At 68.9% G+C, this 24684-nt stretch carries 19 protein-coding genes and 3 rRNA genes; 2 read left to right on the top strand and 20 right to left on the bottom strand.

Annotation, left to right across the window (positions count from 1 at the left end):
- Positions 1 to 3: 3 nt before the first annotated feature.
- From EFL26_RS23270 to EFL26_RS23220, 11 genes are all read right to left on the bottom strand, one after another.
- Positions 4 to 861, bottom strand: a complete 858-nt coding sequence (locus tag EFL26_RS23270) for a TlyA family RNA methyltransferase (protein ID WP_183408346.1) — start codon at positions 859 to 861, stop codon at positions 4 to 6.
- Positions 862 to 864: 3 nt separating this feature from the next.
- On the bottom strand, positions 865 to 1215 hold the full coding sequence (locus tag EFL26_RS23265; protein WP_123225314.1) for a hypothetical protein: 351 nt from the start codon (positions 1213 to 1215) through the stop codon (positions 865 to 867).
- 10 nt (positions 1216 to 1225) lie between these two features.
- The gene (locus tag EFL26_RS23260; protein WP_123225419.1) at positions 1226 to 2224 is read right to left on the bottom strand and encodes an HAD-IIA family hydrolase; all 999 of its coding nucleotides are present in this window, start codon (positions 2222 to 2224) and stop codon (positions 1226 to 1228) included.
- Positions 2208 to 2594 carry a single-stranded DNA-binding protein gene (locus tag EFL26_RS23255; RefSeq protein WP_246000357.1) on the bottom strand — a complete coding sequence of 129 codons (387 nt, stop codon included), beginning with the start codon at positions 2592 to 2594 and terminating at the stop codon, positions 2208 to 2210. The genes EFL26_RS23260 and EFL26_RS23255 overlap by 17 nt, the downstream gene beginning before the upstream one ends.
- A gap of 110 nt (positions 2595 to 2704) precedes the next feature.
- Positions 2705 to 3664, bottom strand: coding sequence for a tetratricopeptide repeat protein (locus tag EFL26_RS23250; RefSeq protein WP_123225313.1), 960 nt, complete (start codon positions 3662 to 3664; stop codon positions 2705 to 2707).
- An 88-nt stretch (positions 3665 to 3752) separates the two neighbouring features.
- Positions 3753 to 3869 (bottom strand): 5S ribosomal RNA (rrf, locus tag EFL26_RS23245).
- Positions 3870 to 3952: 83 nt separating this feature from the next.
- Positions 3953 to 7056 (bottom strand): 23S ribosomal RNA (locus EFL26_RS23240).
- A 357-nt stretch (positions 7057 to 7413) separates the two neighbouring features.
- A 16S ribosomal RNA gene (locus tag EFL26_RS23235) occupies positions 7414 to 8935 on the bottom strand.
- Together the 16S, 23S and 5S rRNA genes form the textbook arrangement of a ribosomal RNA operon.
- 607 nt (positions 8936 to 9542) lie before the next feature.
- On the bottom strand, positions 9543 to 10805 hold the full coding sequence (gene tyrS / locus EFL26_RS23230) for a tyrosine--tRNA ligase (RefSeq protein WP_123225312.1): 1263 nt from the start codon (positions 10803 to 10805) through the stop codon (positions 9543 to 9545).
- 91 nt (positions 10806 to 10896) lie between these two features.
- The gene (locus EFL26_RS23225) at positions 10897 to 12450 is read right to left on the bottom strand and encodes a succinic semialdehyde dehydrogenase (RefSeq protein WP_123225311.1); all 1554 of its coding nucleotides are present in this window, start codon (positions 12448 to 12450) and stop codon (positions 10897 to 10899) included.
- A gap of 31 nt (positions 12451 to 12481) precedes the next feature.
- Entirely contained in the window at positions 12482 to 13090 is a 609-nt protein-coding gene (locus EFL26_RS23220; protein WP_123225310.1) for a DNA-3-methyladenine glycosylase, read from the bottom strand.
- Positions 13091 to 13100: 10 nt separating this feature from the next.
- Between EFL26_RS23220 and EFL26_RS23215 the strand changes: the two genes are divergently transcribed.
- The gene (locus EFL26_RS23215; RefSeq protein ID WP_123225309.1) at positions 13101 to 13448 is read left to right on the top strand and encodes an MmcQ/YjbR family DNA-binding protein; all 348 of its coding nucleotides are present in this window, start codon (positions 13101 to 13103) and stop codon (positions 13446 to 13448) included.
- Between the two features lie 50 nt (positions 13449 to 13498).
- Here the strand turns inward: EFL26_RS23215 and argH are convergent, their stop codons facing one another.
- From argH to argC, 8 genes are all read right to left on the bottom strand, one after another.
- A complete protein-coding gene (gene argH / locus EFL26_RS23210; protein ID WP_123225308.1) occupies positions 13499 to 14938 on the bottom strand; it encodes an argininosuccinate lyase in 1440 nt (479 codons plus the stop codon).
- A gap of 109 nt (positions 14939 to 15047) precedes the next feature.
- A complete protein-coding gene (locus EFL26_RS23205) occupies positions 15048 to 15596 on the bottom strand; it encodes an arginine repressor (protein WP_123225307.1) in 549 nt (182 codons plus the stop codon).
- On the bottom strand, positions 15593 to 16504 hold the full coding sequence (gene argF, locus EFL26_RS23200; RefSeq protein ID WP_123225306.1) for an ornithine carbamoyltransferase: 912 nt from the start codon (positions 16502 to 16504) through the stop codon (positions 15593 to 15595). The genes EFL26_RS23205 and argF overlap by 4 nt, the downstream gene beginning before the upstream one ends.
- A complete protein-coding gene (locus EFL26_RS23195; protein ID WP_123225305.1) occupies positions 16501 to 17682 on the bottom strand; it encodes an acetylornithine transaminase in 1182 nt (393 codons plus the stop codon). Before EFL26_RS23195 ends, argF begins: the two co-directional genes overlap by 4 nt.
- Positions 17679 to 18602 (bottom strand): acetylglutamate kinase, encoded by a 924-nt coding sequence (gene argB, locus EFL26_RS23190; RefSeq protein WP_123225304.1) that lies wholly within the window; start codon positions 18600 to 18602, stop codon positions 17679 to 17681. Before argB ends, EFL26_RS23195 begins: the two co-directional genes overlap by 4 nt.
- The gene (gene argJ, locus EFL26_RS23185) at positions 18599 to 19747 is read right to left on the bottom strand and encodes a bifunctional glutamate N-acetyltransferase/amino-acid acetyltransferase ArgJ (protein WP_123225303.1); all 1149 of its coding nucleotides are present in this window, start codon (positions 19745 to 19747) and stop codon (positions 18599 to 18601) included. The genes argB and argJ overlap by 4 nt, the downstream gene beginning before the upstream one ends.
- A 2-nt stretch (positions 19748 to 19749) precedes the next feature.
- Entirely contained in the window at positions 19750 to 20187 is a 438-nt protein-coding gene (locus tag EFL26_RS23180; protein WP_183408344.1) for an ACT domain-containing protein, read from the bottom strand.
- On the bottom strand, positions 20184 to 21239 hold the full coding sequence (gene argC / locus EFL26_RS23175) for an N-acetyl-gamma-glutamyl-phosphate reductase (RefSeq protein ID WP_123225301.1): 1056 nt from the start codon (positions 21237 to 21239) through the stop codon (positions 20184 to 20186). Before argC ends, EFL26_RS23180 begins: the two co-directional genes overlap by 4 nt.
- A gap of 146 nt (positions 21240 to 21385) precedes the next feature.
- On the opposite strand from argC, the gene EFL26_RS23170 reads away from it, so the two are divergent.
- On the top strand, positions 21386 to 22096 hold the full coding sequence (locus EFL26_RS23170) for a class F sortase (RefSeq protein ID WP_123225300.1): 711 nt from the start codon (positions 21386 to 21388) through the stop codon (positions 22094 to 22096).
- An 8-nt stretch (positions 22097 to 22104) separates the two neighbouring features.
- Here the strand turns inward: EFL26_RS23170 and pheT are convergent, their stop codons facing one another.
- On the bottom strand, positions 22105 to 24600 hold the full coding sequence (gene pheT / locus EFL26_RS23165; protein WP_123225299.1) for a phenylalanine--tRNA ligase subunit beta: 2496 nt from the start codon (positions 24598 to 24600) through the stop codon (positions 22105 to 22107).
- Between the last annotated feature and the right edge of the window lie 84 nt (positions 24601 to 24684).

Below are 24684 nucleotides of genomic sequence, written 5' to 3'. Positions count from 1 at the left end.
GGGTCACAGCCTCTCATCAGCCACCCCCGGGTCCTCGGAACGGCTCGCGTCCGCGCCGAGTGGCCGGCCGATCTCCTCGGCGATGTCCTCCTCGGTCACCGAGGCAGGCCCGTGGCGCAGCCAGAGGAAGTACTCGACGTTCCCCGCCGGCCCCGGCAGCGGGCTGGTCGCGACCCCGACCGCTCCCCACCCCCGGGCGGCTGCCTCCTGGGCCACCTCGACCACCGCCGCGGCCCGGAGCCCCGGATCGCGGACCACCCCACCCTTGCCGAGGCGCTCCTTGCCGACCTCGAACTGGGGCTTGACCATCAGCACGAGGTCGCCGTCGGGCCGGGTCACCCCGATCAACGCGTCCAGGACCAGCCGCAGGGAGATGAACGACAGGTCGCCGACGACCAGGTCGACCGCGCCGCCGATGAGTTCCGTGGTCAGCTCCCGGATGTTCGTGCGGTCGTGGACCTCGACCCGGTCGTCGGACTGCAGCGACCATGCGAGCTGGCCGTAGCCGACGTCGACGGCCACCACCTGCGCGGCTCCGTTGCGCAGGAGCACGTCGGTGAAGCCCCCGGTCGAGGCGCCGGCGTCGAGGCAGCGCCGCCCGGACACGACCAGACCGCGAGGCACGAAGGCGGCCAGCGCGCCGGCCAGCTTGTGCCCTCCCCGGCTGACGAAGTCCGGCCGACCGGGATCGTCGCGGACCACCAGGTCGGCGTCCACCGTCACCGCCGTGGCAGGCTTGACGGCGCGCTGGCCGTTGACCGTGACCCGCCCTTCGGCGATCAGCTCGGCGCCGTGGTCGCGCGAGCGGGCCAGCCCGCGGCGGACCAGCTCCGCGTCCAGCCGGAGCCGTCTCACCGCCATGGCTCAGCCCTCGCGCGACACCGTGTCGTCGCCCGCGTCGGACAGGGCGCGGCGCAGCACGTCGTGGGCCTGCTCGAACGCGGCCACGTGCTCGTCGACGGGCCTGGCGTCGAGCCCCTCGAGCGAGCGCAGCACCTCGTCGACCGCCGGGTGCCCCGTGACCACACCCGTCACCGGAGCGGCGTCCTCGTCGGGCTCGTCGACCGCGGGCTCGTCGACCGCGGGCTCGTCGACCGCGGGCTCGTCGTCGACATGGTCGCCGTCGAGGAGGCCCTCGGACCGGTCGACCGGGTTCGCGTCTGCCGCGTCGTCCGCAGGTTCCACGAAAGTGTCCTCGTCGGGCTGGTCGGTCATGGGCGCCACGCTACCGGGGCTCCACGGCGTCACCGGGATCGGCCGCCTGACCCGCCGCGTCGAGGTGTGTCCACAGCGCCGCGGCCGCAGCGCGCCACCAGTCGTGGCGGTCGCCCTCGCCCTTGACCCGGAGCCGGCCGCCGTCCACGGTGGCGGTCCAGCCTCCGACGTGGCATCCCGACTCGTCCGCGTCGACCGCGGGGACCGGAAGCGCCAGACAGCCCAGGTCGGCGCCCACGTAGGTCGGTCGCGACTCCGGGGCCAGGGACGCCAGGGTCTCCAGGGTCGTGACACCCGTCATCACCAGCAGGCTGTCCCAGCCCATGTGGTGTGCCCCGTCGATGTCGGTGTCGATCCGGTCGCCGACGACCAGGGGGCGTCGACCCCCGACACGCGTGGCCGTCTCCTCGAACAGCGGGCGTTCAGGCTTGCCCGCCACCTGCGGGCGGCGACCGGCGTACTCGGCGACCAGGTTCACCAGCGCGCCGTTGCCGGGTCCCGCGCCGCGGGGCGTCGGCACGGTGAGGTCCATGTTGCTCGCCACCCAGGGCAGGCCCTCCTTGACCAGGATCGCGCCGTCGATCACCTGCCGCCAGGGCATGTCCGGGCCGTAGCCCTGGATCACGGCGGCCGGACGCTCGGGGATCGTCACCGCCGGCTCGAGTCCGTGCTCCTCCAGCGCCTCGTGCAGACCGGCCCCGCCGATCACGTACACCTGGCTCCCGGGCGGCACCTGCTCCGCCACGAGCCGGGCAGCCGCCTGCGCGCTGGTGACGACGTCACCCTCGTCGGCCGGAACGCCCAGCTCCCGGAGATGCTCGGCCACCTGTCCCGGGGGCCGGGACGCGTTGTTGGTGATGAAGGCGAGGTGCAAGCCGTGCGAGCGCGCGGAACGGAGACCCTCGACGGCGCCCGGGACCGCGTGCTCGCCGACGTACACCACGCCGTCGAGGTCCAGGACGGCCAGGTCGTAGGTCTGGTCGAGGGGTTGTTCAGCCGGTGGCAGCACGGACCGATTCTCGCCCACGGCCGGTTGCGCGGCGCACCAGGCGTCCACCGAGCATCTCGACCTCGACACTGCTGCGGCCCTGCTCCCCCGCGCGGAAGAACCGTCGCCGCAGCGAGCCCCTCACCTCGACCTGGTCACCGTCGTGCCAGCTCTGCGCCTGCTTGCGGACGCGCGCACCCCACGCCGCGCACTCGATCCAGTCGGACGGCTGCTTCGACGCCGCCGTCATCGGGGTGCGCTCCCTGGCCAGCACGAGCCGGAACGCCACCAGCACCGTCCCGCTCGGCAGCTCCCGCTGCTGCGGCTCGCCGCTCACCCGGCCCCGCAACGTCACCTCGTTCACCGTGTCCGGTCCTTCGGACTGCTCCACATCGACCACCTCCGCGGCGATCGTCGCAGCGCGGGGCCCGGGCTCGCCGGGTCGCGGGCACCGGCTGGGGATCACCCGGCCCGGCCGGATCCTGTGGACGCGAGCCGGTCTCAGCCGTTGCCGAGGCTCCGCTCGACCTCGGCCGCCCGCTCCGCGGCGTCGGTGATCTCGTCGGTGTCCACCGCCTCGGTGCGGTGGAACCACTCGAGCGCATCCTGGGGACGCCCGGCGGCCAGCAGGGTGTCGGCGTACGCGTAGCGCAGCCGCGCGACCCAGGGCGCGCGCGTCTGGGAGGTGAGCCTCGCGTGCTCGAGGGTCCGGAGCGCGGCGTCGATCTCACCGCGGTCGCGTCGAGCCCCGGCCTCCACGATCACGGTCTCGGCCAGCAGCGGCGGAGCGAAGGTCTCCCGGGGCGCGTTCCGCAGCAGGGTCAACGCCCGGTCCGGCCGCCCGAGGGCGCGCTCGCAGTCGGCCATGATCGCGACGTAGTCGTGGGCACCGTTCATCCGCTTCGCCGCCCGCAGCTCCGCGAGCGCCTCGGCGTACTCACCGGCCGCGTACGCCGCCTCGCCGACAGCTTCCCGCACCACGGCGAGCCGCGAGGCCCGGGCACGGGCGGCGAGGGTGTGCTGGTAAGCGGTCTTCGGGTCCGACTCGAGCAGCTCGCCGGCAGCCACCAGATGCCGCGCGACCCGCTGGCCGAGCTTCTCGGGCAACGACTTCAGCTGCGCCAGGACCGACCGGTCGAGCTCCCGACCGGTGATCGCCTCGGGGATCTCCGGGCCGTCGTAACGCTGCTGGTCGGCACTGCGCGCAGCAGCGGTCTCGCTCTTCTCCCGGCGGTCACGGCTGTACGGCCGGTCCGGTCCGGACTCGGGCTTGCGGCCGCGTCCGGACCCACCTGCCCGCGGAGCCGCACCCCGCGCACCGGTGCCCCGCGAGGAACTGGCTCCGCGCGGCGCGCTCGGGCCGGCGCCTGCGCGACCTCGAGCACCGCCCGGGCCGCCGCTCTTGCCGTCACCCTTGCCCCCGGCCGGCTGGGACTTCCTCGGTCGGCGTTCTTCCGCCACGGCGAGCTCCTGGTCTGCGTTCGTGCTCTGGACTTGCTTGGGAAAAGAGTAAGGGCCGCCCACGAGGGGCGGCCCTTACGAAAAGTATGTCCGGCGACGTCCTACTCTCCCACGACCTCCCGGTCGCAGTACCATCGGCGCTGAAGGGCTTGACTTCCGGGTTCGGAATGGAGCCGGGTATTTCCCCTTCGCTATGGCCGCCGAAACTCTATGGAGTTATGCAAAAGCCTGGTTCTCAGGCTCCCGACCGTAACTCGGGAACCACACAGTGGACGCGCAACATCTTTGAGGGACAAGCCCTCGGCCTATTAGTACCGGTCGGCTGGGCATTACTGCTGTACACCTCCGGCCTATCAACCCAGTCGTCTACTGGGGGCCTTACCCGGTTAACCCGGTGGGAAACCTCATCTTGAAACGTGCTTCCCGCTTAGATGCTTTCAGCGGTTATCACTTCCGAACGTAGCTAACCAGCCGTGCTCTTGGCAGAACAACTGGCACACCAGAGGTTCGTCCATCCCGGTCCTCTCGTACTAGGGACAGCCTTTCTCAAGTTTCCTGCGCGCGCGGCGGATAGGGACCGAACTGTCTCACGACGTTCTAAACCCAGCTCGCGTGCCGCTTTAATGGGCGAACAGCCCAACCCTTGGGACCTACTCCAGCCCCAGGATGCGACGAGCCGACATCGAGGTGCCAAACCATCCCGTCGATATGGACTCTTGGGGAAGATCAGCCTGTTATCCCCGGGGTACCTTTTATCCGTTGAGCGACGCCGCTTCCACATGCCAGCGCCGGATCACTAGTTCCGACTTTCGTCCCTGCTCGAGTTGTCACTCTCACAGTCAAGCTCCCTTGTGCACTTACACTCGAAACCTGATTGCCAACCAGGCTGAGGGAACCTTTGAGCGCCTCCGTTACATTTTAGGAGGCAACCGCCCCAGTTAAACTACCCATCAGGCACTGTCCCTGATCCGGATAACGGACCTAGGTTAGATATCTAGTACGACCAGAGTGGTATTTCAACGTTGACTCCACCCGAACTGGCGTCCGAGCTTCAAAGTCTCCCACCTATCCTACACAAGCCGAACCAAACACCAATACCAAACTATAGTAAAGGTCCCGGGGTCTTTCCGTCCTGCCGCGCGTAACGAGCATCTTTACTCGTACTGCAATTTCGCCGAGTCCACGGTTGAGACAGCGCCCAAGTCGTTACTCCATTCGTGCAGGTCGGAACTTACCCGACAAGGAATTTCGCTACCTTAGGATGGTTATAGTTACCACCGCCGTTTACTGGGGCTTAAGTTCTCCGCTTCGATCCGAAGATCTAACAGGTCCCCTTAACCTTCCAGCACCGGGCAGGAGTCAGTCCGTATACATCGTCTTACGACTTCGCACGGACCTGTGTTTTTAGTAAACAGTCGCTTGGGCCTGGTCTCTGCGGCCATCATCGCTTCGCAGGGAAAACCTGCTCACGAATCCGGCCCCCCTTCTCCCGAAGTTACGGGGGCATTTTGCCGAGTTCCTTAACCATGGTTCACTCGATCGCCTTGGTATTCTCTACCTGATCACCTGAGTCGGTTTGGGGTACGGGCGGCGCATAGCTCGCTAGAGGTTTTTCTCGACAGCATAGGATCACTCACTTCGCCCATAAGGGCTCGGCATCGGGTCTCAGGCACGTGAGAGACGGATTTGCCTATCTCTCGCCCTACATCCTTACCCGCGGACAACCATCGCCGCGGTTGAGCTACCTTCCTGTGTCACCCCATCGCTTGACTACTACCGGTTCGGGTCGTGCGCTCTGCCTGGATCGTTCCCCGAAGGGACTCCACCAGGTTTCGGGCACTTAGCATCACCGGGTTCGTCATGGGCGCTATTTTGCCGGTACGGGAATATCAACCCGTTGTCCATCGACTACGCCTGTCGGCCTCGCCTTAGGTCCCGACTTACCCAGGGCAGATTAGCTTGACCCTGGAACCCTTGATCATTCGGCGGAAGAGTTTCTCACTCTTCATTCGCTACTCATGCCTGCATTCTCACTCGTGTGGCGTCCACGGCTGGATCACTCCGCCGCTTCACTCGCCACACGACGCTCCCCTACCCATCCGTGCAACTGGACCACGAAGGCCTGTCTTGAGCACGAATGCCATAGCTTCGGCGGATAACTTGAGCCCCGCTACATTGTCGGCGCAGAATCACTTGACCAGTGAGCTATTACGCACTCTTTCAAGGGTGGCTGCTTCTAAGCCAACCTCCTGGTTGTCTGTGCGACTCCACATCCTTTTCCACTTAGTTATCGCTTAGGGGCCTTAGCTGATGGTCTGGGCTGTTTCCCTTTCGACTACGGAGCTTATCCCCCGCAGTCTCACTGCCGCGCTCTCACTTACCGGCATTCGGAGTTTGGCTAACTTCGGTAAGCTTGTGGGCCCCCTAGGCTATCCAGTGCTCTACCTCCGGTAAGAAACACGCGACGCTGCACCTAAATGCATTTCGGGGAGAACCAGCTATCACGAAGTTTGATTGGCCTTTCACCCCTATCCACAGGTCATCCCCTCAGTTTTCAACCTAAGTGGGTTCGGTCCTCCACGCGGTCTTACCCGCGCTTCAACCTGCCCATGGATAGATCACTTCGCTTCGGGTCTTGATCGTGCCACTCAGTCGCCCTATTCGGACTCGCTTTCGCTACGGCTTCCCCACACGGGTTAACCTTGCGACACAACGCAAACTCGCAGGCTCATTCTTCAAAAGGCACGCTGTCACAGGACTTGCGTCCCGCTCCAACGGTTTGTAGGCACATGGTTTCAGGTACTATTTCACTCCCCGCCAGGGGTACTTTTCACCTTTCCCTCACGGTACTTGTCCGCTATCGGTCACCAAGGAGTATTTAGGCTTAACGGGTGGTCCCGCCAGATTCACACGGAATTTCAGGGGTTCCGTGTTACTTGGGGTGACGCTTCAGAGCCATCGACTTACGTGTACGGGGGTATCACCCTCTACGCCAGGACTTTCCAGTCCGCTTCGACTTCATCGATGGTTTTTTACTCTGTGCTGGTTCGGCAGAACCAACCAAGCGGCCCCACAACCCTCAAGCAGCAACGCCTGCCGGCTATCACACTGCATGAGTTTGGCCTCTTCCGATTTCGCTCGCCACTACTCTCGGAATCACTTTTGTTTTCTCTTCCTGTGGGTACTGAGATGTTTCACTTCCCCACGTTCCCTCCAACTGCCCTATGTGTTCAGGCAGAGGTAACTGGACATGACTCCAGCTGGGTTTCCCCATTCGGAAATCCCCGGATCACAGCTCGGTTGCCAACTTCCCGGGGCTTATCGCAGGCTCCTACGTCCTTCATCGGCTCTTGGTGCCAAGGCATCCACCATGTGCCCTTAGTAGCTTGTCTTGCTACAAAGATGCTCGCGTCCACTGTGTAGTTCTCAAGGTACGGGCGGTGCCGCCATCGGGTGCTCGCTTGCCGGCGTCGGATACCGACGCAGGTAGTTCGAGGGGATGGTGGCCCGGAGAAATCGATGACTCGATCCCTCAGGACCCAACAGTGTGCCTGATGTGCACCCGATCGCTGCGCTCGAGGTTCCACTCCGTGATCTGCCCGAAGGCAGCGGAAGTACTGACGAGTGCGTTGGTCAGGTGCCTACCAAATAATCGACGTTCCACTAGTGAGCAGTTCCTGCCGTGGAACGTGTGTCCACGTAACAGGAAAGCCTGGACAGCACGATGGCTGCCAGAAGATGCTCCTTAGAAAGGAGGTGATCCAGCCGCACCTTCCGGTACGGCTACCTTGTTACGACTTCGTCCCAATCGCTCGCCCCACCTTCGACAGCTCCCTCCGTAAACGGTTGGGCCACTGGCTTCGGGTGTTGCCAACTTTCGTGACGTGACGGGCGGTGTGTACAAGGCCCGGGAACGTATTCACCGCAGCGTTGCTGATCTGCGATTACTAGCGACTCCGACTTCATGGGGTCGAGTTGCAGACCCCAATCCGAACTGAGACCGGCTTTTTGGGATTCGCTCCATCTTGCGATTTCGCAGCCCTTTGTACCGGCCATTGTAGCATGCGTGAAGCCCTAGGCATAAGGGGCATGATGACTTGACGTCATCCCCACCTTCCTCCGAGTTGACCCCGGCAGTCTCTTATGAGTCCCCACCATGACGTGCTGGCAACATAAGACGAGGGTTGCGCTCGTTGCGGGACTTAACCCAACATCTCACGACACGAGCTGACGACAGCCATGCACCACCTGTATACGAGTGTCCAAAGAGACCTCTATCTCTAGAGGCTTCTCGTATATGTCAAACCTAGGTAAGGTTCTTCGCGTTGCATCGAATTAATCCGCATGCTCCGCCGCTTGTGCGGGCCCCCGTCAATTCCTTTGAGTTTTAGCCTTGCGGCCGTACTCCCCAGGCGGGGCGCTTAATGCGTTAGCTGCGGCACGGAACTCGTGGAATGAGTCCCACACCTAGCGCCCAACGTTTACGGTGTGGACTACCAGGGTATCTAATCCTGTTCGCTCCCCACACTTTCGCTCCTCAGCGTCAGGTAATGCCCAGAGAACCGCCTTCGCCACCGGTGTTCCTCCTGATATCTGCGCATTTCACCGCTACACCAGGAATTCCGTTCTCCCCTGCATACCTCTAGTCTGCCCGTATCGGAAGCAGGCTCAGGGTTAAGCCCTGAGTTTTCACTCCCGACGCAACAGACCGCCTACGAGCCCTTTACGCCCAATAATTCCGGACAACGCTCGCACCCTACGTATTACCGCGGCTGCTGGCACGTAGTTGGCCGGTGCTTCTTCTGCAGGTACCGTCACTTGCGCTTCGTCCCTGCTGAAAGAGGTTTACAACCCGAAGGCCGTCATCCCTCACGCGGCGTTGCTGGATCAGGCTTTCGCCCATTGTCCAATATTCCCCACTGCTGCCTCCCGTAGGAGTCTGGGCCGTGTCTCAGTCCCAGTGTGGCCGGTCACCCTCTCAGGCCGGCTACCCGTCGAAGCCTTGGTGGGCCGTTACCCCACCAACAAGCTGATAGGCCGCGAGCTCATCCTTCACCGCCGGAACTTTCCACCACCATCAGATGCCTGAAGTGGTCGTATTCGGTATTAGCTTCGGTTTCCCGGAGTTATCCCGATGTGAAGGGCAGATTGCTCACGTGTTACTCACCCGTTCGCCGCTCGTGTACCCCCGAAGGGGCCTTACCGCTCGACTTGCATGTGTTAAGCACGCCGCCAGCGTTCGTCCTGAGCCAGGATCAAACTCTCCGTTGAAATCTTGCTGACAGCCCGAGGGCTGCCAAATCTCGTAGATCGTTCTTCCTAGCGGGATCAATCACTGACTAATGTCAGAATTATTGTTCCTACAAAGGAATCCGTACGACTGTTTCTCCCCGAGGGGATCCGTAGTCGGACGGGTATCAAACTAATTCGTCGACTTTTGGCACACTGTTGAGTTCTCAAGGATCAAGCGCGCACCGCAGCGCGGCCTCTCGGCCAGGCTCTCGGGGCAACCTGGTAAAACTTACCGGTCGAGTCCGGCCGAGTCAAATCGGCACCGGATCGTCCAGCTCCCCGGCGCGATCGTAGATCCGAGCTGTCCTGAGGCCGACTGTGCGCGCACTCAGTGCACCTCGGATGAGGTGATCGTTGTGGGGTTCCGCCTCGGGGCCGGCCACCCGGCCTCTCGGCCTTGCGTCCCGCCGCTCCGTGGCGACAGGGAGAACATTATGCGGCCGTCCTGCACTCGTCAAATCGGCCTCGTGTGTCCCGGGCCACATCGTGCATTTGCGCAGGTCAGAGCCCGTTTTGGGGTCCGAATGGGGCCCCTGGGGCAGCCTCGAGAGCCTTCTGGTAGTGCACCGAACGACAGCCCTGGGATTCAGCCGATCTCGACGCCCGCGAGGTGCTTCTTGCCCCGGCGGAGTACGAGCCACCCGCCGCCCACCAGGTCCTCTGCTCCCGGCACGAGGTCAGGGTCGGTCACCCGCTCGTTGTTGAGGTAGGCACCGCCCTCCTGGATCGTGCGCCGGGCCTCCCCCTTGCTCTTCACCAGGCCCGTCTGCACGAGCAGGTCCAAGAACGGCGTGCCGGCCGTGGCCCGGACAGCTCCGGCTTCCCGCAGCGCCGCGGCGAGCGTCGTACCGCTGAGCTCGCGCAGGTCGCCGGACCCGAACAGTGCGGTGGCCGCGGCCTTGGCCTGGCGGGTCTCCTCCTCGCCGTGGACGAGCGTCGTGACCTCGTCGGCCAGGGCCTTCTGGGCGGCCCGCAGGTACGGCTTGTCCGCGGTCTGGGCTTCGAGCTCCTCGATCTGCTCCCGAGGGAGGAAGGTGAAGATCCGCAGCAGCTCGCCGACCTTCTCGTCCTCGACGTTGAGCCAGAACTGGTGGAACGCGTACGGCGACAGCATCTCCGGGTCGAGCCAGAGCGCTCCCCCCTCGGTCTTGCCGTACTTCGTGCCGTCGCTCTTCGTGACCAGCGGCGTCGCGAAGGCGTGCGCCTTGCCGCCGTCCGCACGGCGGATCAGCTCCACGCCGCCGGTGAGGTTGCCCCACTGGTCGGAGCCGCCGAACTGCAGCGTCACGCCGTGGTCGCGGTAGAGGTTGAGGAAGTCCATCGACTGCAGCAGCACGTAGCTGAATTCCGTGTAGCTGATGCCGGCCTCGAGCCGGCTGCGCACGACGTCGCGCGCAAGCATCCGGTTCACCGGGAAGTGCTTGCCGATGTCACGCAGGAAGTCGATCGTCGACAGCGACGCCGTCCAGTCGTAGTTGTTCACCATCGTCGCGGCGTTCGTGCCCTCGAAGGACAGGAAGGGCTCGATCTGCCGACGTACTCGCTCGACCCAGTCCTTGACGGTGTCGAGGGAGTTCAGCGTGCGCTCGCCGGACTCGCGCGGGTCGCCGATCATGCCGGTCGCGCCGCCGACGAGGGCGTACGGCGTGTGCCCGGCCAGCTGGAGCCGGCGGGCCGTGAGGATCTGCACCAGGTTGCCCATGTGCAGGCTCGGCGCGGTCGGGTCGAAGCCCACGTAGAACCGCACGCTCCCCTGCGTCAGCGCGTCGCGCAGGGCGTCGAGGTCCGTCGAGTGGGCGATGAGTCCGCGCCACTCGAGGTCGTCGAGGAGGGTGGGGTCGATGGACACGGCGTGCCTTTCCGCTGGTGGTCGGTGCAGGACAAGCCTGCCCCATCCCCCGCCGTGGCGGTGAAGGTGTTCGGTTCGGCGACCGGCCCGGTCAGCGGATCCCGAGCTTGCGCATGAAGCGCAGCCCCTTGACCGTCTTCTCGACCTGGGCGTTCCAGTCGGTGTCCGGCGGGTTGCTGAGCACCTGCTTCTTCAGCACTGCGACGTTCTGGACGTCGGTGTACTTGAGCATGCCGGCGTCACCGTGGCGGCTGCCCACGCCCGAGGTCTTGAACCCGCCCGAGGTGCTCTTCTTGCTCGCGTAGGAGCAGGCCAGGCCGTCGTTGATGTTGATGTTGCCGGCCTCGATCCGGCGGCCCACCGCCTCGGCGCGGGAGACGTCCTTGCCCCAGACGCTGGCGTTCAGGCCGTAGTCGGTGTCGTTGGCCCGGCGGATGGCGTCCTCCAGGTCCGTGTAGCCGTAGATCGTGGTGACCGGACCGAAGGTCTCCATCGTCGCGTGGATCATGTCCGGCGTGACGTCGGTCAGGACCGTCGGCTCGAAGAACGCCGGCCCCAGGTCGGGTCGGGCCTTGCCGCCGGTGAGCACCGTGGCGCCCTTGGCGACCGCGTCGTCGACGTGCGACTCCACGCGATCCTTCTGGGCGACCGAGACGAGCGAGCCCATCATCGGCGAGAAGTCGTAGGTCGCGCCCAGGTCGATGTCCTGGGCCGCCTGCACGAACCGGCGCGTGAACTCGGCGCGCCGCGACTCCGGGACGTAGATCCGCTCGATGTGCATGCAGGCCTGGCCGGCGTTGAGGAACGTCGCCATGATCGCGCCCGGGATCACCTCGTCGAGGTCCGCGTCGTCGAGGACGATCAGCGGGTTCTTGCCGCCCAGCTCGAGCGTGCAGCCGACGAGGTTCTGCCCCGCCAGCGAGCCGATCACGCGACCGGTCGCGGTGGAGCCGGTGAACATCACGTAGTCCGCGTTCTCGACGATGGTCGGCCCGATGTCGGGACCCTCGCCGCACACGATCTGGACGAGTCCGGCGGGAAGGCCGGCCCGGTAGAGCAGCTCGACGCCGTACGCCACGTTGAGCGTGGACTTGTTGTCCGGCTTGAGGACGATGCCGTTGCCCGCGATCAGCGCCGGCATCGCGTCGGAGAGGCTGGTCGCGAAGGGGAAGTTCCACGGCGAGATCAGCCCGACGACGCCCTTGGCCACGCGCACCTCGGTCGAGGTGGACACGATCGGCACTACACCGCCGTGCTTCTTCTCCTTGAGGATCCGCGGCGCCGCCTTGATGTAGTGGCTCGTGGTCATGACCACGTCGCAGGTCTCCTCGAAGGCCATCCTGCGCGCCTTGCCCGTCTCGGCCTGCATCAGGTCGGTGACGACCAGGTTGTCCTGCAGCAGCAGCTCGTGGAACCGCTTCATCACGTCGATACGGCGGTTCAGCGGCCACGACGCCCAGACCGCCTGGGCCTTGCGCGCCTCGGCGTACGCCGTCACGACGTCCTCGGGAGACGACTGCGGGAGGTCGACGAACGACTCGCCGGTGTAGACCTCGAGCACCGGGACCGAGCGGCCGCTGGTGGAGACCACCATGCCGGTCAGTCGGGCGAGGAGCTCAGGGGTGATCGATGCGGGCAGGCTCATGGCGAAACTGTAACTCGTTCTAGTTCGGCTGTCACCGGCTGCGCGCGCGTTTGCGCACTGGTTTCGCCGGGACGTAGCGGCTCACCGTCGGCTCGTCGGCGAGCCAGAACCGCCACGGGTGGTCGGGTGCCTGCCGCAGGCCCACCCGGGGTCCCGTCGACACCCGATCGGGGTCGGGCGGCGGCCCGAGCACGAGCGCGCCCGAGGTCAGGTCGAGGCCGTTGTCACGCAGGTCGAGGCCCAGTGCGCTGCAGAGCCGGGCAGGGCCCCGGGCGAGATCCCGGTCGGGGTGCGCTCCGCGGCGCTCGCGGGCGATGTCGAGGCCCTCGACGACCTCCCCGGCCCGGAGCAGGACGGCCGAGGCGGTCCCGTCGGGACCGCAGACGACGTTGGCGCAGTGGTGCATCCCGTAGGTGAAGTAGACGTACAGCCTGCCCGGCGGGCCGAACATGACCTCGGTGCGTGGCGTGGGTCCGCGGTAGGCGTGGGAGCCCGGGTCGTTGGAGCCGTCGTACGCCTCGACCTCGGTGAGCCGCACCGCGACGCCGTCGTGGCGGAGCACCGCCCCGAGCAGGCGAGGCGCCGCCTCCAGCACCGGACCGGCGAGGACACCCTCGAGCGTGTCGGTGCGGCCGGGCATGCTCGCCAGTATGCCGGTGACCGCCGAGGACGTCCGTGACGTCGCCCTGTCGCTCCCCCGCGCCTACGAGGCCTGGGTGCGCGAGCACCGCAAGTTCCGGGTCGGCTCGCTGGTGTTCGCGTCGGTCTCGCCCGACGAGACCCTCCTGGGGTTCGGCTTCCCGCGCGAGGAGCGCGAGGCGCTGGTCGCCGGTGAGCCGGAGAAGTTCCTGCTCCCCCGACCGTCCGACATGCGCTACCAGTGGGTGGTGGCGCGGATGGAGGCGCTCGACGTCGAGGAGCTGCGCGAGCTGGTCACCGACGCCTGGGCGATGTGCGTGCCGAAGTCCGTGCGGGAGGCGTGGTTCGGGGACCGTTGACGTCGGGGCCGAGCAGGTGCGCGGTCCCCAGGCCCGCCTGCACGAACGGGCTACTCGACGGTGACGAACTGGCCACTCAACGCGCCGGCGGCCGTGCGGAGCTCGGCGAGCTGCTCACGGACCCGGTCGGGGGCGGTGCCGCCGCGGCCTCGACGGGACGCGACCGAACCCTCCGCGGTGAGCACGTCGCGGACTCCCGGGGTGAGGCGCGGGTCGATCGTGGCGAACTGCTCGTCGGTGAGCTCGTGCAGCTCGATGCCGAGCTCCTCGCAGCGGCGTACGCACGCGCCGGCGAGCTCGTGCGCGACCCGGAACGGCACGCCCTCGCGGACCAGCCACTCGGCGATGTCGGTGGCCAGCGAGAACCCCTGGGGCGCGAGCTCGGCCATGCGGGCGGTGTCGAAGGTCAGCGTCGCGACCTGACCGGTGAACGCCGGCAGCAGCACCTCGAGCGTGTCGACCGAGTCGAAGACCGGCTCCTTGTCCTCCTGGAGGTCACGGTTGTAGGCCAGGGGCAGGGCCTTCAGGGTCGCCAGCAGGCCGGTCAGGTTGCCGATCAGGCGACCCGCCTTGCCGCGGGCGAGCTCGGAGATGTCCGGGTTCTTCTTCTGCGGCATGATGCTCGACCCGGTCGAGAAGCCGTCGTCGAGACGCACGAAGCCGAACTCCCTGGTCGCCCAGAGGATCACCTCCTCGGCGATCCGGCTGACGTCGACGCCGATCATGGCCGTCACGAACGCGAACTCCGCGACGAAGTCGCGTGCGGCCGTGCCGTCGATGGAGTTCGCGGTCGAGCCGGCGAAGCCGAGGTCGTGGGCGACCTGCTCGGGATCGAGGTCGAGGCTGGAGCCGGCGAGCGCGCCGGACCCGTACGGCGAGTCGGCAGCGACCCGCGCGTCCCAGTCGCGCAGGCGCTCGACGTCGCGCAGCAGCGGCCAGGCGTGCGCCAGCAGGTGGTGCGAGAGCAGCACCGGCTGCGCGTGCTGGAGGTGGGTGCGTCCGGGCATGATCGCGCCGAGGTGGGTCTCGGCCTGCCCAGCGAGGGCCTCGACGAGGTCGAGGACCTGCCCGGCGATCATACGACCGTGGTCGCGCAGGAACACCTTGAAGAGGGTGGCGATCTGGTCGTTGCGGCTCCGCCCGGCGCGGATCTTGCCCCCGACCTCGGCGCCGATCTCGGCGAGCAGCATCCGCTCGAGGGCGCCGTGGACATCCTCGTCGGTCGGGTCGGGCTGCAGCGTGCCGGCGGCGAAGCGCTCCCCCAGCGCGTCCAGCCCGCCGAGCAGTGCCGCAAGGTCGGCGTCGCTGACCAGACCGGCGGCGTGCAGGGCCCGGGCGTGCGCGCGGGACCCGGCGAGATCGTAGGGCACCAGGCGCCAGTCGAAGTGCGTGCTGCGGGACAGGGCCTCGAGCTCCGGGCTCGGTCCGCCCGCGAAGCGGCCGCCCCAGAGCTTGCCGGTGCCGGTGGTGCCTGCGTTGGTGTCGGTCATCGTGTTCCTCGGTGCGTCGGGAGGGTGGTTTCGAGGCTCGCTGGCGCTCGCACCTCAACCACCGGCCATCGGGAGTGTGGCGGTTTCGAGGCTCGCTGGCGCTCGCACCTCAACCACCGGAGGGCGGCTCGGTTCCGTTGGCGAGCGCGAGGAGGCGCTGAGCGAGCGGGTCGCCGCCGTCGGGGTCGCGGGAGATGACCAGGACGGTGTCGTCGCCGGCGATCGTGCCCAGCACGTTGCCGAGCTCGGCCTTGTCCAGCGCCGAGGCGAGGAAGTTGGCGGCGCCGGGCGGCGTCCGCAGCACCACCAGGTTGGCCGAGGCGTCGGCCGAGACGAGCAGGTCCGCGCACAGCCTGGCCAGGCGGGCCTCGGACGCGGCCGACTCGTGGGCGAGCACGGGCCGGCGGTCGCCGCCCTCGCCCGGGACGGCGTACACGAGCTGCCCGGAGGGCGCCCGCACCTTCACCGCGTCTAGCTCCACGAGGTCCCGCGACAGCGTCGCCTGGGTGACCGTGACCCCGGCCTGGTGGAGCAGGTCGGCCAGCTCGGTCTGGGAGTGCACCTCCGTGGTGGCCAGCAGCTCGACGATCTTCTGCTGGCGCGCGCTCTTGGTGAGCGGGATCAAGGGGTGGCCCGAGGCAGCCTGCGGGTCGGTCATCGCAGCAGCCACGTCAGGATCGCCTTCTGGGCGTGGCGACGGTTCTCGGCCTCGTCCCAGATCACGCTGCTCGGGCCGTCGAGGACGTCGGCCGTGACCTCCTTGCCGCGGTACGCCGGGAGGCAGTGCATCACGATCGCGTCGCGTCCGAGGCCGAGCAACCTGCTGTCGAGCCGCCACGGCGCAAAGACCTCGGCGCGCTCGGCGGACTCCTGCTCCTTGCCCATCGAGATCCACGTGTCGGTGATCAGCACGTCGGCACCGGTCGCGGCCTCGTCCGCGCCCGGCACGAACTGCGCCGAGCCACCGGTGCTCGCCGCGATCTGCTGGGCACGCGCGAGGATCTCCGGGTCCGGCTGGTACGCCTCCGGCCCGCTGACCCGGACGTGCATGCCAGCCGTCGCGCCGGAGAGCAGGTAGGAGTGGCTCATGTTGCTCGCCGCGTCACCGAGGAAGGCCATGGTCAGCCCCGCCGTGCCGCCCTTGTGCTCGCGCACGGTGAGCAGGTCGGCGAGCGTCTGGCAGGGGTGGAACTGGTCGGTGAGGGCATTGATCACCGGCACGCCGGCGTAGGCCGCCATCTCGTCGATCCGGCTCTGGTCGTGCGTGCGCCAGACGATCATGCTCGCCTGCCGGCCCAGCACCCGGGCGACGTCGGCGATGGACTCGCGCGTCCCGATCTGGGCGAGGTTGCCGTCGACCACCATCGGGTGGCCACCGAGCTCGGCCACCCCGGCGACGAAGGACGCCTGCGTGCGCAGCGTGGGCTTGTCGAAGATGATCGCCACGGTCTTCGGGCCGGCGAGAGGGTTCATCGCGTACGGGTCGGCCTTGAGGTCGGCGGCGAGGTCGAGCACCTCGGCCTGCTCCGCGGGGGTCAGGTCGTCGTCGCGCAGGAAGTGCCTCATGCGTCCGCCTCCAGGATCTCGGCCCACACCGCACCGAACGCGGCAAGGTCGTCCGCCGGCACGGTGAGCGGCGGGGCGAACCGCAGACGGGCCGGGCCGGTGTTGTTGAGCAGGAAGCCACGCTCCTGGGCCCGGGCCACGACCTGTGCCGCCCGCTCGTCGGCGAGCTGCGCACCCAGCAGGAGCCCGCGGCCCTCGACGTCGGTGACCTCCTGCTCGGCGAGCAGGATGCGCGTGAGCTGGTCGCCGCGCTCGACCGCGGCGGCGAGCAGGGACTCCTTCTCGATCGTGTCGAGGACCGCCAAGGCGGCCGCGCAGGCGACCGGGTTGCCGCCGAAGGTGGTGCCGTGGTTGCCGGGCTGCAGGAGGGTCGAGGCCGCGCCCACCGCGATCGCGGCACCGATCGGGACCCCGCCGCCGAGCCCCTTCGCGAGCGTCACGATGTCGGGAACGACACCGTCCCGGGCGTGGGCGAACCAGTCGCCGGTGCGGCCGACGCCGGTCTGCACCTCGTCGACCCAGAGCAGGGCGCCGTGGGCCGAGGTGATCTCGCGCGCTGCTGCCAGGAAGCCCTCGGGCGGGACCACGACGCCGGCCTCGCCCTGGATCGGCTCCACGACGACCGCCGCGGTGGTGTCGTCGACCGCCGCGGCGAGCGCCGCGGCATCGCCGTACGGGACGAAGGTGACCTCGCCGGGAAGCGGCTCGAACGGCTCCCGGTACGCCGCCTTGGCGGTCAGCGCGAGCGCGCCCATCGTCCGGCCGTGGAACGCGCCCTCCATCGCGACCAGCCGGGTCCGGCCGGTGCGGCGGGTCATCTTGAAGGCCGCCTCGTTGGCCTCCGTGCCGGAGTTGGTGAAGAAGACGCGGCCCGATGCGCCGAGGAGGGCGAGCAGGCGCTCGGCGAGCTCGACCTGCGGCCCGCTGGTGAAGAAGTTCGAGACGTGCCCGAGCGTGCGGAGCTGCCCTGCCACGGCGTCGACCAGGGCCGGGTGCGCGTGGCCCAGGGCGTTGACGGCGATGCCGCCGAACAGGTCGACGTACTCCCTGCCGTCCTCGTCCCACACGTGTGCGCCCTCGCCGCGGACGAGCGCGAGCCGCGGCGGGCCGAAGGTGTTCATCAGCGCCGCGGAGTACCGGTCCTTGATGCTCGACGGCTCGTTCACTGGCTCGCTCATTGGGCCGCCCTCGCCTTCCGGGTCTTGGTCTCGACGCCGGGCAGCACCTGCGTGCCGACGCCCTCGTCGGTGAAGATCTCGAGGAGGACCGCGTGCGGCTCGCGGCCGTCGACCACGGTCGTGCGCGGCACGCCGCCCTCGATCGCGGCCAGGCACGCCGTCATCTTCGGCACCATGCCGCTGGCCAGGGTCGGCAGCATCGCGCGCAGCGCCTCCGGGCTGATCTCGCCGATCACGTCGTCGCTGTCGGGCCAGTTCTCGTAGAGGCCCTCGACATCGGTGAGGACGAGCAGCTTCTCGGCACCGAGAGCGACCGCGAGCGCGGCGGCGGCGGTGTCGGCGTTGACGTTGTGGACCGCGCCCTCCGGGTCGGGCGCGACCGACGAGATCACGGGGATGCGACCGGCCTCGATCACGTCCAGCACGGCCTCGGGACGCACCGACGCGACCTCGCCGACGAGGCCGAGGTCGACCTCCTCGCCGTCGATGACCAGGCCGGTGCGGGCCGCGGTGAACAGCCCGCCGTCCTCCCCGGACAGGCCGACGGCGAGCGGGCCGTGCCGGTTGATCAGGCCGACCAGCTCGCGCTGCACCTGGCCGACCAGCACCATCCGGACGACGTCCATCGCCTCGTCGGTGGTGACCCGGAGCCCACCACGGAACTCGCTCTCGATGCCCAGCCGGTCGAGCATCTGGGAGATCTGCGGACCGCCGCCGTGCACGACGACGGGCTTGAACCCGGCCATGCGCAGGAAGACGACGTCCTCGGCGAAGGCCTTCTTCAGGGTGTCGTCGACCATGGCGTTGCCGCCGTACTTCACCACGATGATCTTGCCGTGGTACTTCATCAGCCACGGCAGGGCCGCGGCCAGGGTGGCTGCCTTGGCGGGGTCGGGCCCGCCCTTCTCCGGAGTGGTCATGAGGAGTACGCGCTGTTCTCGTGGACGTAGGCGTGGGTCAGGTCGTTGGTCCAGATCGTGGCCCGTTCGCCGCCGGCCTTGAGGTCGATGGTCACGCTGACCTGGCGTGGGGCGAGGTCCACCAGCGCCGGGTCCTCGGCCGGGGTCGAGGACCGGCACACCCAGACGCCGTTCATCGCGACGTCGAGGTCCGCTGGGTCGAAGGCGGCGGCGGTGGTGCCGATGCTGGCCAGCACCCGGCCCCAGTTGGGATCCTTGCCGAAGACCGCCGCCTTGAAGAGGTTGCTGCGCGCCACGCTCCGGCCCACGTCGACGGCGTCCTGCTCGGTCGCGGCGTTGAGGACGGTGATCGCGATCTCGTGGTCGGCACCCTCGGCGTCGGCGAGCAGCAGCATCGCGAGGTCGGAGCACGCCCGCGTCAGGGCGTGGGTGAAGTCCTCGGGCGTCGGGGTTATCCCGCTCGCGCCGCTGGCCATCAGGGTGACCGTGTCGTTGGTCGACATGCAGCCGTCGGAGTCCAGCCGGTCGAAGCTGACCCGGGTCGCCGCGCGCAGTGCGGTGTCCAGGTCGGCGGCCGGCACGATCGCGTCGGTGGTGAGCACGACCAGCATGGTGGCCAGCTGCGGCGCGAGCATGCCCGCTCCCTTGGCCATGCCGCCGATGCTCCACCCGGCGCCCTCCACCACGACCTGCTTGGGCACGGTGTCCGTGGTCATGATCGCCCGGGCTGCGTCCTCGCCGTACGGCCCGAGGGAGGCGAGCGCCGCGTCGACGCCGTCGAGGAGGTTCTGCCGGGGGTTGGTCAGGCCGATCAGCCCGGTCGAGCAGACCACGACGTCGATCGGGCCGATGCCGAGCCCGGCGGCGACCTGCTCGGCGACGGCGTGCGTGGTCTGGAAGCCTTCCGGCCCGGTGTAGCAGTTCGCACCGCCGGAGTTGAGGACGACGGCGCGGACGGTGCCGTCCTTGACCGCCTCCTGGCTCCACAGAACGGGGTTGGCCTTGCAGCGGTTGGCGGTGAACACGCTGGCGGAGTCGAAGGTCGGGCCCTGGTTGACGACCAGGGCGAGATCGGGTGCACCGGTGCTCTTCAGGCCGGCGGGGACACCGGCCGCGACGAAGCCGGCGGGGTGGGTGACGGACATGCTCAGCTCTTTCGGGGAGAAGCGACGGGGGCGACGGAGACGCTGTGCCCTCGTCGTCGCCACGCCTCGGCCGCCGCGTCGGCCTTCTCGGTCGGCACCAGGATCCAGTCGGTCGGGAAGGTCGAGATCGTGAAGACGCTGATGCCGGCCTCGGCCAGGGGACCGAGAAGCGTGTGCAGGACGCCGGTGAGCGCGAAGTCCAGCGGACCCTCGACGGCGAACGCCGTGAACGGTCCTTCCTGCTTGACCTTCTTCGGCACCGACCGCCCGGCGCAGACGACGGTTGTCTCGGTGGCCGTCGCGCTGATCGAGAACAGCGTGGCCGACTCGGCCCAGGCGGGCACGTCGGACCCGGGGGGCAGCCCGGCGACGATGAGCTTCTCGGGGTAGCGGTGCAGCGAGTACGTCGGAGCGGCGACGTCGTCCGGGGCGTCGCTCACGGGGCGACCCCCACCGCGGTCAGGCCGGTCTCCTCCGGCAGGCCGAGCGCCAGGTTCATGCACTGGACGGCGGCTCCGCCGGTGCCCTTCGCGAGGTTGTCGACGGCGCCGACCGCGACCATCCGGCCCGCGGCGGCGTCGAGCGTGACCTGGAGGTGGACGGCGTTGGAGCCGAGCACCGCCTTGGTCGTCGGCCACTGGCCCTCCGGCAGCAGGTGCACGAACGGCTCGTCGGCGTACGCCTTCTGGTACGCCGCCCGGACCTCCTCGGCGCCGACGCCCGCGACCACCGACGCGGTGCAGGTCGCCAGGATGCCCCGGGGCATCGGCACGAGGAGCGGCGTGAAGCTGACCTTCACCTGCTCCCCCGTCAGGCCCGAGAGGTTCTGGACGATCTCGGGGGTGTGCCGGTGCACGCCGCCGACGCCGTACGCCGAGACGCTGCCCATCACCTCGCTCCCGAGCAGGTGCGGCTTGCTGGCCTTGCCGGCTCCGCTCGTGCCCGAGGCCGCGACGACGACCAGGTCGTCGGGCTCGACGATGCCCGCCGCGACGGCGGGTGCGAGCGCGAGCGTGGACACCGTCGGGTAGCAGCCCGGGACCGCGATCCGCCGCGCGCCACGCAGCACCTCGCGCTGGCCGGGGAGCTCCGGCAGGCCGTAGGGCCAGGAGCCCGCGTGCGGCGAGCCGTAGAACCGCTCCCAGGCGGCCGGGTCGGTCAGCCGGAAGTCGGCGCCGCAGTCGATCACCACGGTGTCCTCGCCGCCGTCGAGCGCGGCCAGCGCGTCGGCGTACCGGGCGGACTCGCCGTGCGGGAGGGCGAGGAACACCACGTCGTGGCCGGCGAGCACCTCGACCGTCGTCTCCTCGAGCACCCGCTCGGCGAGCGGGACGAGGTGCGGCTGCAGAGCTCCCAGCGGCTGCCCGGCGTTGGACGAGCCGGTCACCGCCCCGATCGTGACCGCGGGATGTCCGAGCAACAGGCGCAGCACCTCACCGCCGGCGTACCCGCTGGCTCCGGCCACCGCCACCCTGATCGGCTTCATGTGCATGACTATACATACCTCTGCATGTTTGCGCGATGCCGGTCCGGGCGCGGGAGGCCGAAAACGACGGCACGGGGCGAGACCCCCACACTAGACTCCGGCCAGCAGCAGCCCGTCCTCTCGAACCGATCTCGGAGCACAGGTCAGGAACCGTGGCCGGCAGCCATCGCGCCCAGAAGACCCAGCGGACCCGGGAGCGCCCCGGGCGCCGACAGGGCTGGGCGGTCGCGGTGGCGGTGGTGCTCGCGCTGGTGCCGGCGACCTGGTTCGGCGTGCACCGCCTCGTCGCCTCACCGACGAGCGCACCGGACCAGACCGCGACCGACCTGCCGATCCCGTCGGTCTCCCCGCGAGCGACGACGCCGGCACCGCAGCCTCCCGCGACCTCCGCGCCCCCGGCCACCCCGCGGCCGCACCTGGCGAAGGTCGCTCCCGAGGCACCCCGTCGCCTGCAGGCCGGCCCCCTGCTCGACACCGGGTTCGACAGCGCCGTCAGCACGATCGAGCCCGCCTCCACCGCCGAGGTCGCCCGTCTGGCGCCGCGGGGCTCCCCCGGCAGCCCCGGCACCGACACGGTCGTGGTGGTCGGCAAGGTGCTGACGGGGGGCGAGGGGGCCTTCGGCCACCTGCCCCAGCTGCGCACCGGCGCGACCGTGAGCATCCGCACCGATGCCGGGACGCTGACCTACACCGTGGTCGCCTCCGCGCGGATGCCCGTGTCGGGCCTCGCGTCTTCGCAGCAGATCACCCGGCACGTCCGGGGTCGCCTGGTGATGGTCGGCATCCGGTACGCCGCGACCGGCGAGCGACTCGCGGACGCAGTCGTCGTGACCGCCGACCTGAGCGGCGCCCGCCCCTCCTGAGCCGAGGCTCAAGTGCGCTGCTCGGCGCCGTGCCGCTCGGCCGCGAGCGCCACGGCGGCGTTGCGCGCGGCCGCGGTCTCGGCTTCGGTGAGCGTGCGGTCAGGAGCCCGGAAGCGCAGGGCGAAGGCGAGCGACTTGCGGCCCGCACCGATCTGCTCGCCGGTGTAGACGTCGAACAGCCGCACCGACTCGCAGAGCTCCCCCGCCCCCTCGCGCAGCGTGCGGGCCAGCGTCTCGGCCGGCACGGACTCGTCGACGACCAGGGCGACATCCTCCTTGGCGACCGGGTAGGACGACAGCGAGGGCGCCGGCACGACCTCGACCGCCAGGTCGAGGAGCGCCGAGAGGTCGATCTCGGCGACCGCCGTGCGCGCCGGCACGCCGAACGCCTTGCAGACCCGCGGGTGCAGCTCACCGGCGTACCCGAGGGCACGCTGGGCCCCCATGCCGTCGGTGACGGTGATCTCCGCGCACCGGCCCGGGTGCCACGGGGCCTGGTGCGCGGCGCGCACGTCGACCGTCACGCCGAGAGCCGCGGCAACGTCGCGTACTCCTGCGACGGCGTCGCTCCACGTGGCCGCACGTCCCGGGCCCCACCAGCCGCTGAGTTCGCGGTCGCCGGCGAGCGCGAGCGCCAGGTGCAGCGGCTGGTCGGGCAGGGCCTTCTGGAGGTCGTCCCACTCACCGTCGGTCGGCCTGCGGTCGACCGGCAGGATCGGCGCCGCGACGCCGACGTTGGGGAGCGTGACCGTCGCGATCTCGAACAGGGCCAGGTCGGTGGTCCCGCGGCCCAGGTTGCGGGCGACGGTCTCGAGCAGGCCCGGAAGCAGCGTCGTGGTCATCAGCGGCGCTTCGGCGGACAGCGGGTTGGCCAGCCGGAGCGCCGTACGACGCGGGTCGCCGGCGTCGAGCCCGAGCGCGTCGAACGCCTCGGAGCCCACGAAGGGGAAGGTGAGCACCTCGACGAACCCGTCGCCGGCGAGCGTGCGACCGACCCGCCGTCGCAGCAGCTGGCCCTGCGTCAGCCCGCGGCCTGCCGGTGCGACCGGGACCACCGACGGGACCTGGTCGTAGCCGACGATCCGGGCGACCTCCTCCACGAGGTCGAACGGGTCGGTGAGGTCGCGACGCCACGGCGGCGGGACGACGACGAGGTGCTCCTCGCCGTCGACGTTGCAGCCGATCGCCTCCAGGCAGCTGATCACGGTGGCCGGCTCGATCGGCATGCCCGTCACGCGCGCGGGGAGGTCGGCCGCGATCTGGATCGCGGGCGTCGCCGGCGCCTCGCCGACCTTGGTGACACCCGGATCGGCCGTGGCCCCTCCGTGCGCGACCAGCAGCTCGACCACGCGGTCGGCCGCCGCCTCGGGGATGGTCGGGTCGACGCCGCGCTCGTTGCGCTTGCCGGCCTCGGAGGTGAGCTTGTGGCGCTTGCCGGTGCGGAACATCGACACGGGGTCCCAGGACGCGACCTCGACCAGGATCCGGGTCGTGGCCTCCGACATCTCGGTGGTCTCGCCGCCCATCACCCCACCCAGCCCGATCGGGCCGGAGTCGTCGGTCACGACCAGGTCCTCGGCCGACAGCACCCGGCGCGCGCCGTCGAGCGTGGTCAGGCGCTCGCCCTCGGTGGCCCGACGGACCCGGATCGGCCCGGCCAGCCGGTCCGCGTCGTACCCGTGGATCGGGTGGCCGAGCTCGAGCATCACGTAGTTGGTGACGTCGACGCCCAGCGAGATCGGGCGCATGCCCGCCTGCTGCAGCCGTCGCGCCATCCAGTCAGGCGTCGGAGCGGACGGGTCGAACCCCGAGACCGTGCGGGCCACGAAGACAGGGCAGCCGGTCGGGTCGTCGATGATCACCGGGTAGCCCTGGTCGTTCGGCTCGGGCGTCACTCGCGCCGCCGGGTCGACGTACGGCGCGTCGTAGGCGAGCGCCGCCTCGCGTGCGACACCTCGCAACGAGAGGGCGTACGCACGGTCGGGGTTGATCTCGAACTCGATCACTTCCTCGCGCAGCCCCAGCACGTCGAACGCGTCGTCGCCCGGCTGACCGGCTCCAGCCGGCAGCACGATGATGCCTGCGTGGTCGTCCCCGAGGCCGAGCTCGCGGGCGGAGCAGATCATGCCCGCCGAGACGTGCCCGTAGGTCTTGCGCTCGGAGATCTCGAACCCGCCGGGCAGCACTCCCCCGGGCAGGACCACGACCACGAGGTCGCCCGGCGCGAAGTTGTGCGCGCCGCAGACGATGCCCTGGGGCTCGCCGGTGCCGTTGGCCGAGCCGACGTCGACCGTGCACCAGTTGATCGTCTTGCCGTTCTTCTGCGGCTCGGGCTCCATCGTGAGCACGCGACCCACGACCAGGGGGCCGGTGATGTCACCGCCGGCGCGCTCGATCGCCTCGAGCTTGAGCCCGAGCGCCGTGAGCCGGTGGGCGAGCTCGTCGGTCGTCACGTCGGCGGGCAGGTCGACGTACTCCTTGATCCAGGAGACAGGTGCCTTCATGAGGTCGCGTCGCTCTCGTCTCGGCCGTCGCGAGCGGCGTCGCGCGGAGTGCCTGGCAAGGCGGAGGAGGGAGCCGATGCGGAG

Source organism: Nocardioides pocheonensis (assembly GCF_003725535.1).
GTDB classification, from domain to species: Bacteria; Actinomycetota; Actinomycetes; order Propionibacteriales; family Nocardioidaceae; genus Marmoricola; species Marmoricola pocheonensis.
The sequence above is the reverse complement of the archived record's forward strand: the minus strand, read 5'-3'. Positions and strand labels throughout refer to the sequence as shown.

Excerpts from the sequence above, each read along its gene's own strand:
- argC (WP_123225301.1), bottom strand. The coding sequence starts at position 21,239 with ATGCACATGAAGCCGATCAGGGTGGCGGTGGCCGGAGCCAGCGGGTAC.
- EFL26_RS23220 (WP_123225310.1), bottom strand. The coding sequence starts at position 13,090 with ATGCCCGGCCGCACCGACACGCTCGAGGGTGTCCTCGCCGGTCCGGTG.
- EFL26_RS23195 (WP_123225305.1), bottom strand. The coding sequence starts at position 17,682 with ATGAGCGAGCCAGTGAACGAGCCGTCGAGCATCAAGGACCGGTACTCC.
- pheT (WP_123225299.1), bottom strand. The coding sequence starts at position 24,600 with ATGAAGGCACCTGTCTCCTGGATCAAGGAGTACGTCGACCTGCCCGCC.
- argJ (WP_123225303.1), bottom strand. The coding sequence starts at position 19,747 with ATGTCCGTCACCCACCCCGCCGGCTTCGTCGCGGCCGGTGTCCCCGCC.
- argB (WP_123225304.1), bottom strand. The coding sequence starts at position 18,602 with ATGACCACTCCGGAGAAGGGCGGGCCCGACCCCGCCAAGGCAGCCACC.
- argF (WP_123225306.1), bottom strand. The coding sequence starts at position 16,504 with ATGAGGCACTTCCTGCGCGACGACGACCTGACCCCCGCGGAGCAGGCC.
- EFL26_RS23215 (WP_123225309.1), top strand. The coding sequence starts at position 13,101 with ATGCCGGTGACCGCCGAGGACGTCCGTGACGTCGCCCTGTCGCTCCCC.
- EFL26_RS23270 (WP_183408346.1), bottom strand. The coding sequence starts at position 861 with ATGGCGGTGAGACGGCTCCGGCTGGACGCGGAGCTGGTCCGCCGCGGG.
- EFL26_RS23265 (WP_123225314.1), bottom strand. The coding sequence starts at position 1,215 with ATGACCGACCAGCCCGACGAGGACACTTTCGTGGAACCTGCGGACGAC.
- EFL26_RS23225 (WP_123225311.1), bottom strand. The coding sequence starts at position 12,450 with ATGAGCCTGCCCGCATCGATCACCCCTGAGCTCCTCGCCCGACTGACC.
- EFL26_RS23205 (WP_123225307.1), bottom strand. The coding sequence starts at position 15,596 with ATGACCGACCCGCAGGCTGCCTCGGGCCACCCCTTGATCCCGCTCACC.
- argH (WP_123225308.1), bottom strand. The coding sequence starts at position 14,938 with ATGACCGACACCAACGCAGGCACCACCGGCACCGGCAAGCTCTGGGGC.